Source organism: Stutzerimonas balearica DSM 6083 (genome assembly GCF_000818015.1).
GTDB lineage: Bacteria > Pseudomonadota > Gammaproteobacteria > Pseudomonadales > Pseudomonadaceae > Stutzerimonas > Stutzerimonas balearica.
In genome coordinates this window covers 3,413,773-3,428,875 of record NZ_CP007511.1, presented here as the reverse complement: position 1 = coordinate 3,428,875, position 15,103 = coordinate 3,413,773, and the positions used below count along the sequence as shown (strand labels likewise).

Sequence of the window (15,103 nt, the reverse complement as noted above, 5' to 3'; positions counted from 1 at the left end):
ATGTCTCACCAGTCCGATCTGATCAGCGAGGACATCCTCGCCTACCTGGCTCAGCACGAGCGCAAGGAACTGTTGCGTTTTCTCACGTGCGGTAACGTCGATGACGGCAAAAGCACGCTGATTGGCCGTCTGCTGCACGATTCCAAGATGATCTACGAAGATCATCTAGAGGCTATCACCCGTGATTCGAAGAAGGTCGGCACCACGGGCGACGATGTCGACCTTGCGCTGCTCGTCGATGGCCTGCAGGCCGAGCGCGAGCAGGGCATCACGATCGACGTGGCCTACCGCTACTTCAGCACCGCCAAGCGCAAGTTCATCATTGCCGACACCCCTGGCCATGAGCAGTACACGCGCAACATGGCGACCGGTGCTTCGACGTGCGACCTGGCGATCATCCTCGTCGACGCCCGCTACGGCGTGCAGACGCAGACGCGCCGGCACAGCTACATTGCCGCGCTGCTGGGCATCAAGCATATCGTCGTCGCCATCAACAAGATGGACCTGATGAACTTCGATCAGAATGTGTTCGAGAAGATCAAGGCCGATTACCTGGCCTTTGCTGATCGCATCGAGCTCAAGCCGTCGTCGCTGCACTTCGTGCCGATGTCGGCGCTGAAAGGCGACAACGTGGTCAATCGCAGCGCGCGCGCGCCCTGGTACGAAGGGCAGTCGCTGATGGAAATTCTTGAAAGCGTCGAGATCGCTGGCGACCGTAATTTCGACGACCTGCGCTTCCCGGTGCAGTACGTCAATCGTCCCAATCTGAACTTCCGCGGATTCGCCGGCACGCTTGCCAGCGGTATCGTGCGCAAGGGCGACGAGATTGCCGTTCTGCCTTCAGGCAAAACCAGCCGAGTGAAATCCATCGTCACCTTCGACGGCGAACTGGAGCAGGCAACCCCGGGTGAGGCCATCACCCTGACGCTGGAAGACGAAATCGACGTATCGCGCGGTGACATGCTGGTGCACGCCGACAACCGCCCCCGTGTTGCCGACAGCTTCGAGGCCATGCTCGTCTGGATGGGCGAGGAACCGATGCTGCCGGGCAAGAAGTACGACATCAAGCGCGCAACCAGCTATGTGCCAGGCTCGATCGCCAGTATCACCCACAAGGTGGATGTGAATACGCTTGAGAAAGGTGCGGCGAGCAGTCTGCAGCTCAACGAGATCGGCAAGGTCAAGGTCAGCCTCGATGCGCCGATCGCCCTGGACGGTTATGCGCAGAACCGCACCACCGGTGCGTTTATCGTGATCGATCGGCTGACTAACGGTACGGTAGGCGCCGGCATGATCATTGCCGACCCGGTTGCCCATGGTTCAGGTGGCCACCACGGCGCGCTGGCTCACGTTTCCACCGAAGAGCGTGCTACCCGTTTCGGCCAGCAGCCGGCCACCGTGCTGTTCACCGGCTTGTCCGGCGCGGGCAAGAGCACCCTGGCCTACGCGGTTGAGCGCAAGCTGTTCGATATGGGGCGTGCGGTTTTTGTTCTCGATGGACAGAATCTTCGTCACGACCTGAACAAGGGGCTGCCGCAGGACCGTGCCGGACGCGCCGAGAACTGGCGGCGTGCCGCTCAAGTCGCCAAGCAGTTCAACGAGGCCGGGCTAATAACCCTGGCGGCCTTCGTTGCGCCCGACGCGGAAGGCCGCGAACAGGCCAAGGCGCTGATAGGCGGCGATCGCCTGATCACTGTTTATGTCCAGGCATCACCACAAACCTGCCGCGAACGCGACCCGCAGGGGTTGTACGCGGCGGGCGGCGACAATATTCCGGGCGAGTCCTTCCCCTACGATGTGCCGCTGGATGCGGATCTGGTGGTCGATACGGAGCGGAGTTCGGTCGAGGAGGGCGTCAAGCAGGTCATGGAACTGCTGCGCGGGCGAGGGGTGATCTGATCTACTGGGAGCTAGTAATAAAAACGCCCTGCAATTGCAGGGCGTTCTTGTTTTGGATAGAAGTCACTTTTCTTTTGGGGTTGTAGCTATTTCCAAGGACGGTTTGAAAAGGCTCAGCAGGCTCTCGCCTGAGCTGATGTAAAGTTCCTTCGCAGGTTGTGTTATCTCGGCAATGCTGAGTGGCACTTATGCGTGCTCGCTGGGCAAGTGCCGCCGCGGTATGGTGGCCTGGGCGGAGAGGCTTAGCGCGGATGCCATCACTCGATTGGAATGTTCTGAGTGAAGGTGCTCAGGTCGGAGAAGTTGAACAGCTCGCCCAAGTCGAGCAGTTGCTGTTGGAGGGACATAAAAAATCCGATGCCAGAAACCTGGCATCGGATTTTCAGGGAAGCCCCGCCGGTGCTCAAATGCTTATGTGAACAACATTGCGGCGCATACAGGGCTTAATGAAGAGGTTAAGTCAACCTAGCTGAGAATAGAGATCTCCGGCTGGAGCCAGCGGCTTGGTCTGAGGGTTATTAAGCTCTTCTGTGGAATGGGATTACAGTGCGGCAGCAGGGCAACCAGGAGTGTTGTAATTGTCCGGTGCGGTGCTCTTGCAGGTCCAGGTGCCGGCCTTGTCGCGTGCCCAAACGATAGTTGCAGGGCCAGCCTTAAGGGTAGTGGCTGCGCTATTGCCGAATGTGGCTTTGATTTCTGCCGTTCCGTCTGTATTGAGCGTTACTTTGGGAACGCCGGTTCCCGTTGCAAGTACGATGCTGGTTTGCGAGTCGCCTGTCAGCAGCGTAGAGCCGGTCGCTTGTGGATCGCACTCACCCGCCCCGTCACCGATAGTTCCTTTTCCATCAAGCAGGCAGGCTTCTACAGCAGTTTTGATCGAGCCCGACTCAGAAACAACGCGCGAGACTTGTGACTTTGCGACGTAGGTCTGGTATTGCGGGATAGCGATAGCCGCCAGAATGCCAATGATCGCCACGACGATCATCAGTTCGATCAGAGTAAAACCCTTCTGCATCTGAGCTTTCATTTATATCTCCTTGAGTGGTTAGGCGTTTGCCTGCGGATGACATAGCAGAGGCCATGCCAGGTTTGTGTTTGGGTGAGATCGCGCGTGTGGGGTGTGATGTGGTGCAAAGTTCCGGTGCGGTCCGCTCTGCATAAAGTGCTCAGTGCTGAAGTTCGAAGGTGGCTGCGGTGTAGGCGAGGGGTGGCTGATCGAGAGGAGGGAAAGTTCCACACACGTGCATGCGGCAATAAGTGACCTGTTTCGTCACTTGGTGTCGTCCATGTTTGCTCCGCAGGGCAACTGCGCTATAAGGCGCCCATCGATTGATGCGAGGTCGCGATGAGCGAGCATGTTCCCCTTTCCGGACTGGCCAGGCAGATGGTGATGGCCGGCCTGCTGGATGAGAAGACAGCGCAGCAAGCGCAGACGCAGGCGCTGCGCAACAAGACACCCCTGGTCACTTATGTGGTGGAGAACCGCCTGGCAGGCGGGCGGGTCGTGGCCGAGCTGGCATCCGATCAGTTCGGCGTCGCATTGCTCGATCTCTCGGCGCTGGACAGGGCCTCGCTGCCCGCCGACCTGCTGGCCGAAAAACTGGCGCGGCAACACCGCGCCCTAGCCTTGGCCAAGCGTGGCAACAAGCTGTTCGTCGCGCTTTCCGATCCGGGCAACCATCAGGCGATCACCGACATCCAGTTCAGCACGGGGCTCAGTGTCGAGTCGGTACTGGTCGAGGATGACAAGCTGGGCAAGTGGATCGAGCAGGTCTACGAGTCCACCTCCTCGGGATTGGGTGATCTTGGCGATATCGATCTTGACGGGGTCGATGTGGAGGCTGGCGGCGACGACCAGGGCGCTGCCGGGGAATCGGGCGAGGCCGCCGACGATGCGCCGGTGGTGCGTTTCGTCAACAAGATGCTGCTCGATGCCATCAAGGGGGGCTCTTCGGACCTGCACTTCGAACCCTATGAAAAGGCCTACCGGGTTCGCTTTCGTACCGACGGAATCCTGCATGAGGTGGCGCGGCCGCCGATCCAGTTGGCGCCACGCCTGTCGGCGCGCCTCAAGGTCATGGCCGGGCTGGATATTTCCGAACGGCGCAAGCCGCAGGACGGCCGCATCAAGATGAAGCTGTCCAAGACCAAGGCCATCGACTTCCGTGTCAACACTTTGCCGACGCTCTGGGGCGAGAAGATCGTGATGCGGATCCTCGATCCGACCAGTGCGCAGATGGGCATCGATGCGCTGGGCTACGAGCCCGAGCAGAAGGAGCTGTATCTCGCTGCGTTGAGCCAACCGCAGGGCATGATCCTGGTAACCGGGCCGACCGGCTCGGGCAAGACCGTATCGCTTTACACCGGCCTCAACATCCTCAATACCGTGGATGTGAACATTTCCACAGCCGAGGATCCGGTCGAGATCAATCTCGAGGGTATCAACCAAGTCAACGTCAACCCGCGCCAGGGCATGGACTTCGCGCAGGCCCTGCGCGCCTTCCTGCGCCAGGATCCGGATGTGATCATGGTCGGCGAGATCCGCGATCTTGAAACGGCCGAGATCGCCATCAAGGCAGCGCAGACCGGCCATATGGTGATGTCGACCCTGCACACCAACAGCGCTGCGGAAACCCTGACACGCCTGCGCAACATGGGCGTCCCGGCGTTCAATATCGCGACGTCGGTCAACCTGATCATCGCCCAGCGACTGGCGCGGAAGCTTTGCCCGAGCTGCAAGAAGGCTGTCGATATCCCGCGCGAGGCCCTGCTGCGCGAAGGCTTCCCGGAACAGGCGATCGGGACATTCAAGATCTACGGGCCGGTGGGTTGCGATAACTGCAAGGGCGGCTACAAGGGCCGCGTCGGTATTTATGAAGTGGTTAAAAACACGCCGGCATTGCAGCGCATTATCATGGAAGACGGCAACTCCCTGGATATCTCCAAGCAGATGCGCAAGGACGGCTTCAATGACCTGCGCACCTCGGCCCTGTTCAAGGCCATGCAAGGCGTGACCAGCCTCGAAGAAGTCAACCGGGTCACCAAGGATTAACGATGGCGCAGCAGAAAGCGATCCGTACCAGTGTCTTTACCTGGGAAGGAACCGACAGAAAGGGCTCCAAGGTCAAGGGTGAGCTCAGTGGTGCGAGCCCTGCGCTGGTCAAGGCCCAACTGCGCAAGCAGGGCATCAATCCGCTGAAGGTGCGCAAGAAGTCGGTATCGCTGTTCGGGGCCGGCAAAAAGATCAAACCGATGGACATTGCGCTGTTCACTCGGCAGATGGCGACCATGATGAAGGCCGGCGTGCCGCTCTTGCAGTCGTTCGACATCATCGGTGAAGGCTTCGACAATCCGAACATGCGCAAGCTGGTGGACGAGTTGAAGCAGGAGGTCGCAGCCGGCAACAGCTTTGCCGCGTCGCTGCGCAAGAAACCTCAATACTTCGATGATCTTTACTGCAACCTCGTGGATTCGGGGGAGCAGTCAGGTGCTTTGGAGACCTTGCTCGATAGGGTTGCCACGTACAAGGAAAAAACCGAAGCACTGAAGGCAAAGATCAAGAAAGCGATGAACTATCCCATCGCGGTGATCGTGGTCGCCGTGATCGTTTCTGCCATTTTGCTGATCAAGGTTGTCCCGCAGTTCCAGGAGGTATTTGCCAACTTTGGTGCGGATCTCCCCGCGTTCACACTGATGGTGATCGGATTGTCGGAATTGCTGCAGGAGTGGTGGCTGATTGTGCTGCTAGCGCTCGGCGGCACTGCATATCTGTTGGGCAGCATGCACAAGCGCTCCGAGAAATTCCGCAATTGGGTGGACCGCTCGGTACTCAAGCTGCCAATCGTGGGCGACATCATCTACAAATCTTCCGTGGCGCGATTTGCCCGCACGCTCTCGACGACCTTCGCCGCTGGCGTGCCATTGGTGGATGCGCTGGATTCCGTTGCGGGTGCTACGGGCAATGTGGTGTTTCGCAACGCAACGATGAAGGTCAAGGGGGATGTGTCCAGTGGTATGCAGCTCAACTTTTCCATGCGTACCACCGGGGCTTTCCCGACGATGGCGGTCCAGATGACGGCCATTGGTGAGGAGTCGGGTTCGCTCGATGAAATGTTGGGAAAGGTGGCTACGTTTTATGAGGATGAGGTCGACAACATGGTTGATGGTCTCACCAGTCTGATGGAGCCAATGATCATGGCTGTGCTCGGTGTTCTGGTGGGCGGCCTGATCATTGCGATGTATCTGCCGATCTTCCAGTTGGGTTCCGTAGTCTGATGCCGATCATCGAGTACCTGGCCAGCCACGAGCTGGCCTTTGTTTTGTCTGCGGCTTTGCTTGGATTGCTGGTTGGCAGCTTTCTCAATGTGCTGATTTATCGGCTGCCGGTGATGATGCAGCGGGAATGGCGCGAGCAGGCGAGGGAGTACCTTTCGCTCGAGCCTGAGCCTGTCGGGCCGCGATTCAACCTTTTGCTACCTGCTTCTTCCTGTCCGCACTGTGGCCACTCTATTCGTGCCTGGGAGAACGTCCCTCTGGTGAGCTGGGTGCTGCTGCGGGGGCGCTGTTCGGCATGTCGAACAGGTATCAGTGCCCGTTATCCGCTGGTGGAGCTGGCCTGTGCGCTCCTTTCGGGGTTCACGGCCTGGCACTTCGGCTTCACCTGGCAAGCCGGGGCGATCCTGCTGTTGGGCTGGGGGCTGCTGGCCATGAGCATGATCGATATCGATCACCAATTGCTGCCCGACTCGCTCGTGCTGCCTCTTCTCTGGTTCGGCCTGATCTGCAACCATTTCGGCCTATTCGTTGCGCTCGGCGATGCGCTTTGGGGAGCTGTCTTCGGCTACCTCAGCCTGTGGGCGGTGTACTGGCTATTCAAGCTCGTCACTGGCAAGGAAGGCATGGGCTACGGTGACTTCAAGCTTCTTGCGATGATAGGGGCGTGGGGGGGATGGCAGGTGCTGCCGCTAACCATCCTCCTGTCATCGCTGGTCGGCGCCGTAATCGGCACGATTTCACTGAGATGGCGGAATGCGGCTGCCGGCACGCCTATCCCGTTCGGCCCGTACCTGGCGATCGCCGGCTGGATCGCGCTGGTGTGGGGGCAGCAGATCACCGATCGCTATCTGCAGCTTGCCGGCTTCTGAAGCGGGTCTCCTCGTCCTTCGCTTGCTCGCTTGCCTAACCTGGGCAAAGCGGGTACTACTGCGCGCCATAATTAAGGGCGGAGATGTGAATCGGTGAAGCCTTGGATCCTTGGTCTTACCGGCGGAATAGGTAGTGGCAAAAGCGCTGCCGCGGAGCGCTTCGCCGAGTTGGGCGTGCATGTGGTCGATGCCGACCAGGTGGCTCGATCGGTGGTCGAGCCGGGGAGCGCGGCGCTGGCGCAGATCGTCGATCGATTTGGGGTGCCGATCCTTGCATCGTCCGGTGAGTTGAATCGTGCTGCGCTGCGCGAGCGGATATTTACTTCCGTGGAAGATCGGCACTGGTTGGAGCGCCTGCTGCATCCGCTGATTCGTCAGGAAATCTGGGCTAGCCTGTCACGGGCTGAGTCACCTTACGCAGTGTTGGTGTCCCCTTTGCTGGTCGAGTCGGCGCAGCACGAGCAGGTTGATCGCGTGCTGGTGGTCGATGTGCCAGAAGACCTGCAGCTTCAGCGGGTGCTGGCCCGCGATCAGGTTTCCGAGGATCAGGTGCGAGCCATCCTGGCCGCTCAGGCGCGGCGCGAAGATCGTCTCCGTCATGCCAATGATGTGCTGGTAAATGATCGAGACCTGTCATGGCTGCGTCAGGAGGTTGGCCGGTTGCACGATCGTTATCTACAGTTGCGAGGAGCTGGAGAATGAATGCTAGGACTGTAGCCTGCCCGACCTGTGGTGTGCCGGTGCAGTGGGAGGCGCAGAGCCGTTATCGCCCCTTTTGCTCGGATCGCTGCAAGCTGATAGATCTAGGTGCCTGGGCTGCTGAGGAGCATGTGATTCCGGGAAATCTGAGCGAAGACGACCTGCTTTCCGAGGATGTGCCACCCAGTGTTCATTGATCTGGTGGGGATGGGTCGTCCTTGTGCTCATCGCTGCGCCAGGGCGCCTGCAGGTATCGGGTGCGATTGAAGGTTTCCAGCCAGTCGGGGCAGAACACCACGAGCGCCGTGACGGCTGTGCCATTGATGAAGGCTTCGGGAAACATCACCAGCCATATATAACCGGCAAAGTCATTCAGCCAGGGCGGCATCGGGTATCTACCATCCACGAGGAGTAGCGCGAGCGACGCCAGGATGCAAAGCAGCGCTGCGAGTGCCGCGGGAAAGAAGCCAGAGCAGAAAATATAGACGAACAGGTTCTTCGGCTGGGCTCGTTCGACAAGAATGGCGCAGCCTTCGGTGACCAGGATCGGGATGAGTACCAGCAGTACCCCGTTAATTCCTAGCGCTGTCAGCTGCTGATGTCCTGTCGCAACCAGGCCCAGTTGTGCGGCGAACGCGGCCAGCATTGCCAGCGGCCAATCGAGCAGCAAGGTGGCGGCTGTCAGGCCGATGAAATGAAACGACAGGCCTGATTCGAAATCCCTTCGAACCAGCCAGAGCAGGAAGATCGCCAGCATGGTGCCGAATACCAGGTGCTGGCGGCGCGTGTCGCTGAACAGCTCCACCCAGGGGGTGCGCAAAGCTGCCCAGCACAGGGCTGCGAAATAGAGCAATCCGCCAGCGAGGAGAGTGCTCGGAGCGAGCAATTGCGCAGCGATCAAGGCATAGCTCTCCTGAGTGATGGCAAGCGTAGCGAAAAGACTGATGAAAGGCGGGCGAAATTGTTTCGGGTGCGGGTGCGTTGTTCAAGTCCGGTTGAAAGCCAAAGATTTCGCGGTATCTGCAGGCTAAGCGGGTTGCTATTTTGCGATTAATCCGGATAATTCGCCGGCCTGTCGATAGGGGATGCCTAGCCTGTCGGCAACTTGGTAGGGATGCCTAGCCTACCGATACCACTGCCGTGGCGGACGCGCTGACCCGAGCCCCCGATAGCGTCTGGTTCCGGCTGTCCCTGGCTTGCCAGGGTAAGCACCATTCAGTAATATCCGCCGTCTTATTTTTCAGGGCGGCCCCTGAGGCTATAACGAATGAAGACTTTTACTGCTAAACCGGAAACCGTCAAGCGCGACTGGTTTGTCGTCGACGCTGCCGGCCAGACCCTGGGTCGTCTGGCAACCGAAATCGCCAGCCGTCTGCGTGGCAAGCACAAGCCCGAGTACACTCCTCACGTTGATACTGGCGACTACATCGTCGTGATCAATGCTGAGCAGGTCCGTGTCACCGGTGCCAAGGCATCCGACAAGATGTACTACTCCCACTCCGGTTTTCCGGGCGGCATCAAGTCGATCAACTTCGAGAAGCTGATCGCCAAGGCCCCTGAGCGTGTGATCGAGACTGCGGTCAAGGGCATGCTGCCGAAGAATCCGCTGGGTCGCGACATGTATCGCAAGCTGAAGGTGTACAAGGGTGCCGCGCATCCGCACTCCGCTCAGCAGCCCCAAGAACTGAAGATTTAACGGGATAGTTCATTATGTCGGCGACTCAAAATTACGGCACTGGCCGTCGCAAGACTGCAACCGCGCGCGTTTTCCTGCGTCCGGGCACTGGCAAGATTTCCATCAACAATCGCGAGCTGGATAACTTTTTCGGCCGTGAGACCGCGCGCATGGTTGTGCGTCAGCCGCTGGAGCTGACCGATACCGCTGCCAAGTTCGACGTCTACGTTACCGTCCTGGGCGGCGGCGTTAGCGGTCAGGCAGGTGCGATTCGCCATGGTATTACCCGTGCGCTGATTGAGTACGACGAGTCCCTGCGCAGCCCGCTGCGTAAGGCGGGTTACGTGACTCGCGATGCTCGTGAGGTCGAGCGTAAGAAAGTGGGTCTGCGTAAGGCGCGTAAGCGTCCGCAGTACTCCAAGCGTTAACGAACGCTTATCAGAAACGCCCAGCTCCGCAAGGATCTGGGCGTTTTTTTTAGCTGCTCGAAAAGTGTTGCTGCGACAGCGTGTCGCGTGCTGGAGGCCCCGGTTTTGCTGGCTCGTAGGTCTGTTTGTCACAGGCTATTACCTTGTCATCGTCGGGGGTTTTCTTTAACATTTGGCGAATTTTTCGCGGCCCAAATTTACGTAGTACTGCCTGCGTCCAGCAGGTCATAAGAAGCTGATGGGAGACGACTGAATGAGCAATGACGGCGTGAATGCTGGCCGGCGTCGCTTCCTTGTGGCCGCCACTTCGGTGGTGGGTGCTGCAGGAGCGGTGGGTGCCGCGGTCCCGTTCGTGGGATCGTGGTTCCCGAGTGCCAAGGCCAAGGCAGCCGGTGCACCGGTAAAGGTAAATGTCAGCAAGATTGAGCCTGGCCAGCAGATGGTGGCCGAATGGCGCGGTCAGCCGGTATTTATCGTGCGCCGCACGGACGAGGTTCTCCAGAATCTCGAAAAGGTGGCTCCCCAGGTTGCGGATCCTGATTCCAAGGCTTCGGTTCAGCCTGAGTATGTCAACCCTCAGGTGCGCTCCATCAAGCCGGAGCTACTCGTGGTAATCGGTCTGTGCACCCACCTCGGGTGTTCCCCGTCGTTCCGGCCAGAAGTCGCACCGCCTGATCTGGGGCCGGACTGGCTGGGTGGGTACTTCTGCCCCTGCCATGGCTCGAAGTACGACATGGCCGGCCGTGTTTACAAGGCTCAGCCTGCGCCCCTGAACCTGCCCGTGCCCCCGCACTCGTACGAGACCGATAGCGTCATCATTATCGGTGTGGACCAGGAGAAAGCCTGATGAGCAAGTTCATGGAATGGGTTGATGCCCGCTTCCCCGCCACGAAGATGTGGGAAGACCATCTGTCCAAGTACTACGCCCCGAAGAACTTCAATGTTCTGTATTTCTTCGGCTCCCTGGCCCTGCTTGTACTGGTCAATCAGATCCTTACCGGCATCTGGCTGACGATGAGCTTCGAGCCCAGTGCCGAAGGCGCCTTCGCGTCTGTCGAATACATCATGCGTGACGTGGAGTACGGATGGATCATCCGTTATCTGCACTCGACCGGGGCTTCGGCCTTCTTTGTCGTAGTCTATCTGCACATGTTCCGCGGTCTGCTCTACGGCTCCTACCAGAAGCCGCGTGAGTTGGTCTGGATCTTCGGCATGATGATTTACCTGGCGCTGATGGCCGAGGCCTTCATGGGCTACCTGCTGCCTTGGGGGCAGATGTCCTACTGGGGTGCACAGGTAATTATCTCCCTGTTCGGGGCGATTCCGGTCATCGGTGATGACCTGACCCAGTGGATCCGCGGCGATTATCTGATCTCCGGTATCACGCTGAACCGCTTCTTCGCACTGCATGTCATCGCTCTGCCGATCGTGATTCTTGGCCTGGTTGTGCTGCATATCCTGGCCCTGCATGAAGTGGGTTCCAACAACCCGCTCGGTGTCGACATCAAGAAGACCAAGGACGAAAACGGCGTGCCGCTCGATGGCATTCCTTTCCATCCTTACTACACGGTGAAAGACATCGTTGGCGTGGTGGTGTTCCTGTTCGTCTTCTGCGCCATCGTGTTCTTCTTCCCTGAGATGGGCGGCTATTTCCTGGAGAAGCCGAACTTCGAAGTGGCCAACGCATTCAAGACCCCGGCTCACATTGCTCCTGTCTGGTACTTCACTCCGTTCTACGCGATCCTGCGCGCCGTTCCGGACAAGCTGCTGGGCGTGATTGCCATGGGTGCTGCGATCGCTGTGCTGTTCGTGCTGCCCTGGCTCGACCGTAGCCCGGTCAAGTCGATGAAATTCAAGGGTTGGATGAGCAAGATCGCGCTGTTGGCGTTCTGCATCTCCTTCCTCATTCTCGGCGTGCTTGGCGTTCTGTCTCCGACGCCTGAGCGCACTCTGCTGGCGCGGATCTGTACGGTCATCTACTTCGCGTACTTCATCCTGATGCCGTTCTATACCAAGCTCGAGAAGACCAAAGTAGTTCCGCAAAGGGTGGCTGGCTGATGAAAAAGCAATTTGCTGCATTGATTCTTGCGCTGGTGCCGGCCTTTGCGTTTGCTGCCGGTACCGAAGCCCACTTGGACAAGGTCGAGATCGATCTGACCGATAAGGCTGCTATGCAGGATGGTTTGCGCACGTTCAGCAACTACTGCATGGGCTGCCACAGTGCGCAGTACCAGCGCTACGAGCGTGTTGCCAAGGACCTCGGCATTCCGGAAGAGGTGATGCTGAAGAACGTCGTCTTCACTGACGCGAAGATCGGCGACCACATGAAGATCGGCATGAAGCCCGAGGACGCCAAGGGGTGGTTCGGTGCGGCACCGCCGGATCTGACCCTGGTCGCGCGTGTGCGTGGTAACGACTGGCTGTACACCTATCTGCGGAGCTTCTACGAGGATCCTGCTCGTCCCTATGGTGTGAACAACACGGTTTTCCCCAATGTGGGGATGCCGCATGTGTTGGCGCCGCTGCAGGGGCGTCAGGTCCTGCCCGCCCACTTGCCCGAAGGGGAAAGTGTTGCGTGCAAGCAGGTGCAGGTTACCGAGGATGGTCGCAAGCAGTTCGATCCGCTTACGGGTACGCCGATCACCCACGAAGATTGCAGCCAGCTGACCGTCGTGCCCGGCACCGGGGCGCTGAGCGAGGCCGAGTACAACGAGAAGATCAAGAATCTCGTGACATTCCTGGCTTACTCGGCCAATCCGGTGAAGTTGGAGAGCCAGCGCATCGGGACTTACGTCCTGCTGTTCCTGGTGGTGTTCTTCGTCTTCGCTTACCTGCTCAAGCGAGAGTACTGGAAAGACGTACACTGACGTCGATCCGTCGCAAGCGGTACCTAAGCGCGCGCCCTCATGGGCGCGCGTGTTTTTTTGGTCATCGAAATACGGGAGAGAGGCGATGGCTGCTGCCAATCGGTTGATCTGCTATTCCGATCCTAGCGATCACTATTCTCACCGCGTCCGCCTGGTTCTGGCGGAGAAAGGCATCGGTGTCGAGGTCGTGAACGTGTCGCCGTGCGATTGCCCGGCCCAGTTGGCGGAAATCAATCCGTACTCGAGCGTGCCAACCTTCGTCGATCGTGATCTCGTGCTCTACGAGTCGGGCGTCATCCTTGAGTATCTGGAAGAGCGATACCCTCATCCGGCACTGTTACCTGCTTATCCAGTAGCACGAGCCAATACCCGCCTACTCCTGCATCGAATTCAGAAGGATTGGGCTGCACTTGCAGATATTGTCCTGGATTCGCGTACGCCGGAGGCTGAGCGTAGTGCGTCGAGAAAGGTGTTGCGCGAGAGCCTGATCGGCGTTTCGCCTGTCTTCGCGGAAAAGCCATTTTTCATGAGCGATGAGTTCAGTCTGCTGGACTGTTGTTTGTTGCCCTTGCTGTGGCGATTGCCCAAACTGAACATCGAACTGCCGCGACAGGCCAGGCCGCTTCTGGAATACATGGAGCAGGGCTTTGGCCGGCCGGCCTTCCAGGTGAGTCTATCCGAGGTTGAGCGCAGCATGCGCTAAGAGAGGCAGCCAATGAATTCAAGTCGCCCCTATCTGGTGCGTGCGCTCCATCAATGGATTGTCGACAACGATTGCACTCCGCATCTATTGGTCGATGCGGATGTGCCGGGCGTGGTGGTGCCCGCCGGCTTCGTCAAGGATGGTCAGATCGTGCTGAACGTGTCCCCCAGTGCTGTACGTCAGCTGCAGATGGGTAATGACGCCCTGACCTTCGAGGGGCGTTTTGGTGGCGTGTCGCACTCGCTGATCATTCCGTTCGCCGCGGTGATGGCGATCTATGCGCGCGAAAACGGACAGGGGATGGTTTTCGAGATCGAGCCGACGCCACCAGAGGATGATGATGGTGGCGACAAAGTGGCTGATGCCAAGGATGACGGAGCTGCCCGGCCGACAGGGCGGCCGAGCCTGAAAGTCGTCAAGTGAGATTTGCGGCGGTTGGCAGTGCTGCCGCCGCCTTCAGTCGATGTATTCGAACAGTTTGACGATGCGTTGCACACCGGCGACGCCTTGGACCAGCGACGTGGCACGTGCGCCCTCTTGGCGAGTCACCAGGCCTAATAGGTAGACGATCCCGTTTTCAGTGATCACCTTGATACGTGAGCCGGGCACGGTGTTGTCAGCGAGCATCTGGGTTTTGATCTTGGTCGTCAGCCATGTGTCATGGCTGCGGGCGAGCGCCGATGACGGCTGTAGAACCTGAAGCTCGTTATGCACGCGCTTGACCCGTTGCACCGAGGATGCAGCCTGCTCGGCCATCTGCTTCAGGTCGTTGCGTGGAGTCTGGCCTGCGAGCAGAACGACGCCGTTATAGCTGGCGACAACGATATGTGAGCTCTGATCGAGATCCGGGTGGGCTTTGGCAATGTTTACCGCTGCCTTGGTCTCGATCAGCGAGTCATCGATCGTGCTGCCGATCGTGCGCGTTCCGCGGTTATCGGCTATCGGTTCGTCACGTGCGGCTGTCAGCACCGAGCTGCAGCCGGCAAGCGTCAAGCACAGCGTCGTGGCGAGCGCGCGAAGCAGAAGAGGGGTCATTCCTCACTCCCGAACAGTTGGTTGTCGATCAGGTCGCACAGGCAGTGGATGGTGAGCAGGTGCACTTCCTGGATCCGTGCCGTCACCTTTGCCGGCACCCGGATCTCCACATCTTCAGGTAGCAGAAGTGAGGCCATGCCGCCGCCGTCTCGGCCGGTAAGGGCGACCACCACCATTTCCCGGTCGTGGGCAGCCTGGATCGCTTGGATCACGTTTGCCGAGTTGCCGCTGGTAGAGATGGCGAGCAACACGTCGCCCGGCTGACCCAGGGCACGGATCTGCTTGGAAAAAACCTCGTTGTAGCTGTAATCGTTGGCGATCGAGGTCAGTGTCGAGCTGTCGGTAGTCAACGCAATAGCCGGGAGGCTAGGGCGCTCCCGCTCGAAGCGGTTGAGCAGCTCGGAGGAGAAGTGCTGAGCGTCGCCAGCCGAACCGCCGTTGCCGCAGGTGAGGATCTTGCCTTCGCTGAGTAGCGCATTGACCATCACCTGCCCGGCTTGCTCGATGACTGGCGCAAGGACTGCCATGGCTTGTTGCTTGGTTTCGATGCTGGCTTGAAAGAGCTGGAGAATTCGAGTTTGCATATCCATCGGATCAACCTTGGGTATCGGGCGAGCGGGGTGTCGTATGGTTGGCGGAGGGGGCTGAAAACG

Annotated in this window: 17 protein-coding genes and 1 pseudogene; 13 read left to right on the top strand and 5 right to left on the bottom strand. The window is 59.0% G+C overall.

Annotated elements, in window-relative coordinates:
• Positions 1-1,899: a sulfate adenylyltransferase subunit CysN gene (cysN, locus tag CL52_RS15845; RefSeq protein ID WP_043221703.1), complete on the top strand. Its 1,899-nt coding sequence runs from the start codon at positions 1-3 to the stop codon at positions 1,897-1,899.
• 195 nt (positions 1,900-2,094) lie between these two features.
• Here the strand turns inward: cysN and CL52_RS21150 are convergent.
• Positions 2,095-2,246, bottom strand: a pseudogene (locus CL52_RS21150) (IS4 family transposase); the annotation flags it as partial.
• A 194-nt stretch (positions 2,247-2,440) separates the two neighbouring features.
• Positions 2,441-2,926 (bottom strand): pilin, encoded by a 486-nt coding sequence (locus CL52_RS15835; protein WP_043221701.1) that lies wholly within the window; start codon positions 2,924-2,926, stop codon positions 2,441-2,443.
• Between the two features lie 318 nt (positions 2,927-3,244).
• Here CL52_RS15835 and pilB point away from each other — a divergent pair, with 318 nt between their 5' ends.
• The 5 genes from pilB to yacG all read left to right on the top strand — a co-directional run bounded on the left by pilB (position 3,245) and on the right by yacG (position 7,939).
• Positions 3,245-4,951: a type IV-A pilus assembly ATPase PilB gene (gene pilB, locus CL52_RS15830; protein WP_043221699.1), complete on the top strand. Its 1,707-nt coding sequence runs from the start codon at positions 3,245-3,247 to the stop codon at positions 4,949-4,951.
• A gap of 2 nt (positions 4,952-4,953) precedes the next feature.
• On the top strand, positions 4,954-6,174 hold the full coding sequence (locus CL52_RS15825) for a type II secretion system F family protein (RefSeq protein WP_043221697.1): 1,221 nt from the start codon (positions 4,954-4,956) through the stop codon (positions 6,172-6,174).
• A complete protein-coding gene (locus CL52_RS15820; protein WP_043221695.1) occupies positions 6,174-7,043 on the top strand; it encodes a prepilin peptidase in 870 nt (289 codons plus the stop codon). Before CL52_RS15825 ends, CL52_RS15820 begins: the two co-directional genes overlap by 1 nt.
• A gap of 93 nt (positions 7,044-7,136) precedes the next feature.
• Positions 7,137-7,745: a dephospho-CoA kinase gene (gene coaE / locus CL52_RS15815; protein ID WP_043221694.1), complete on the top strand. Its 609-nt coding sequence runs from the start codon at positions 7,137-7,139 to the stop codon at positions 7,743-7,745.
• Positions 7,742-7,939 carry a DNA gyrase inhibitor YacG gene (gene yacG / locus CL52_RS20860; RefSeq protein ID WP_074519929.1) on the top strand — a complete coding sequence of 66 codons (198 nt, stop codon included), beginning with the start codon at positions 7,742-7,744 and terminating at the stop codon, positions 7,937-7,939. Before coaE ends, yacG begins: the two co-directional genes overlap by 4 nt.
• Here the strand turns inward: yacG and CL52_RS15810 are convergent.
• Positions 7,933-8,643: an energy-coupling factor ABC transporter permease gene (locus CL52_RS15810; protein ID WP_043221692.1), complete on the bottom strand. Its 711-nt coding sequence runs from the start codon at positions 8,641-8,643 to the stop codon at positions 7,933-7,935. The genes yacG and CL52_RS15810 overlap by 7 nt on opposite strands.
• Positions 8,644-9,009: 366 nt before the next feature.
• On the opposite strand from CL52_RS15810, the gene rplM reads away from it, so the two are divergent.
• The 7 genes from rplM to CL52_RS15775 all read left to right on the top strand — a co-directional run bounded on the left by rplM (position 9,010) and on the right by CL52_RS15775 (position 13,838).
• On the top strand, positions 9,010-9,438 hold the full coding sequence (rplM, locus tag CL52_RS15805; RefSeq protein WP_041104003.1) for a 50S ribosomal protein L13: 429 nt from the start codon (positions 9,010-9,012) through the stop codon (positions 9,436-9,438).
• A gap of 14 nt (positions 9,439-9,452) precedes the next feature.
• Entirely contained in the window at positions 9,453-9,845 is a 393-nt protein-coding gene (rpsI, locus tag CL52_RS15800) for a 30S ribosomal protein S9 (protein WP_043221690.1), read from the top strand.
• 253 nt (positions 9,846-10,098) lie between these two features.
• Complete coding sequence (gene petA, locus CL52_RS15795; protein ID WP_041104007.1) at positions 10,099-10,692, top strand: ubiquinol-cytochrome c reductase iron-sulfur subunit; 594 nt, start codon at positions 10,099-10,101, stop codon at positions 10,690-10,692.
• The gene (locus CL52_RS15790; RefSeq protein WP_041104009.1) at positions 10,692-11,903 is read left to right on the top strand and encodes a cytochrome b; all 1,212 of its coding nucleotides are present in this window, start codon (positions 10,692-10,694) and stop codon (positions 11,901-11,903) included. The genes petA and CL52_RS15790 overlap by 1 nt, the downstream gene beginning before the upstream one ends.
• Positions 11,903-12,712 (top strand): cytochrome c1, encoded by an 810-nt coding sequence (locus tag CL52_RS15785; RefSeq protein ID WP_041104011.1) that lies wholly within the window; start codon positions 11,903-11,905, stop codon positions 12,710-12,712. Before CL52_RS15790 ends, CL52_RS15785 begins: the two co-directional genes overlap by 1 nt.
• 85 nt (positions 12,713-12,797) lie before the next feature.
• On the top strand, positions 12,798-13,415 hold the full coding sequence (locus CL52_RS15780) for a glutathione S-transferase N-terminal domain-containing protein (protein ID WP_043221688.1): 618 nt from the start codon (positions 12,798-12,800) through the stop codon (positions 13,413-13,415).
• Positions 13,416-13,427: 12 nt separating this feature from the next.
• The gene (locus CL52_RS15775; protein WP_041104015.1) at positions 13,428-13,838 is read left to right on the top strand and encodes a ClpXP protease specificity-enhancing factor; all 411 of its coding nucleotides are present in this window, start codon (positions 13,428-13,430) and stop codon (positions 13,836-13,838) included.
• Positions 13,839-13,871: 33 nt separating this feature from the next.
• Here CL52_RS15775 and CL52_RS15770 read toward each other — a convergent pair whose 3' ends face one another.
• Both CL52_RS15770 and CL52_RS15765 read right to left on the bottom strand, forming a co-directional pair.
• Positions 13,872-14,450 carry a BON domain-containing protein gene (locus CL52_RS15770; protein ID WP_041104017.1) on the bottom strand — a complete coding sequence of 193 codons (579 nt, stop codon included), beginning with the start codon at positions 14,448-14,450 and terminating at the stop codon, positions 13,872-13,874.
• On the bottom strand, positions 14,447-15,040 hold the full coding sequence (locus CL52_RS15765) for a phosphoheptose isomerase (RefSeq protein ID WP_041104019.1): 594 nt from the start codon (positions 15,038-15,040) through the stop codon (positions 14,447-14,449). The genes CL52_RS15770 and CL52_RS15765 overlap by 4 nt, the downstream gene beginning before the upstream one ends.
• Positions 15,041-15,103 lie beyond the last annotated feature (63 nt).

Excerpts from the sequence above, each read along its gene's own strand:
- CL52_RS15765 (WP_041104019.1), bottom strand. The coding sequence starts at position 15,040 with ATGGATATGCAAACTCGAATTCTCCAGCTCTTTCAAGCCAGCATCGAA.
- pilB (WP_043221699.1), top strand. The coding sequence starts at position 3,245 with ATGAGCGAGCATGTTCCCCTTTCCGGACTGGCCAGGCAGATGGTGATG.
- rpsI (WP_043221690.1), top strand. The coding sequence starts at position 9,453 with ATGTCGGCGACTCAAAATTACGGCACTGGCCGTCGCAAGACTGCAACC.
- petA (WP_041104007.1), top strand. The coding sequence starts at position 10,099 with ATGAGCAATGACGGCGTGAATGCTGGCCGGCGTCGCTTCCTTGTGGCC.
- CL52_RS15770 (WP_041104017.1), bottom strand. The coding sequence starts at position 14,450 with ATGACCCCTCTTCTGCTTCGCGCGCTCGCCACGACGCTGTGCTTGACG.
- cysN (WP_043221703.1), top strand. The coding sequence starts at position 1 with ATGTCTCACCAGTCCGATCTGATCAGCGAGGACATCCTCGCCTACCTG.
- CL52_RS15790 (WP_041104009.1), top strand. The coding sequence starts at position 10,692 with ATGAGCAAGTTCATGGAATGGGTTGATGCCCGCTTCCCCGCCACGAAG.
- CL52_RS15780 (WP_043221688.1), top strand. The coding sequence starts at position 12,798 with ATGGCTGCTGCCAATCGGTTGATCTGCTATTCCGATCCTAGCGATCAC.
- yacG (WP_074519929.1), top strand. The coding sequence starts at position 7,742 with ATGAATGCTAGGACTGTAGCCTGCCCGACCTGTGGTGTGCCGGTGCAG.
- CL52_RS15775 (WP_041104015.1), top strand. The coding sequence starts at position 13,428 with ATGAATTCAAGTCGCCCCTATCTGGTGCGTGCGCTCCATCAATGGATT.
- rplM (WP_041104003.1), top strand. The coding sequence starts at position 9,010 with ATGAAGACTTTTACTGCTAAACCGGAAACCGTCAAGCGCGACTGGTTT.
- CL52_RS15785 (WP_041104011.1), top strand. The coding sequence starts at position 11,903 with ATGAAAAAGCAATTTGCTGCATTGATTCTTGCGCTGGTGCCGGCCTTT.
- CL52_RS15825 (WP_043221697.1), top strand. The coding sequence starts at position 4,954 with ATGGCGCAGCAGAAAGCGATCCGTACCAGTGTCTTTACCTGGGAAGGA.
- CL52_RS15835 (WP_043221701.1), bottom strand. The coding sequence starts at position 2,926 with ATGAAAGCTCAGATGCAGAAGGGTTTTACTCTGATCGAACTGATGATC.
- CL52_RS15820 (WP_043221695.1), top strand. The coding sequence starts at position 6,174 with ATGCCGATCATCGAGTACCTGGCCAGCCACGAGCTGGCCTTTGTTTTG.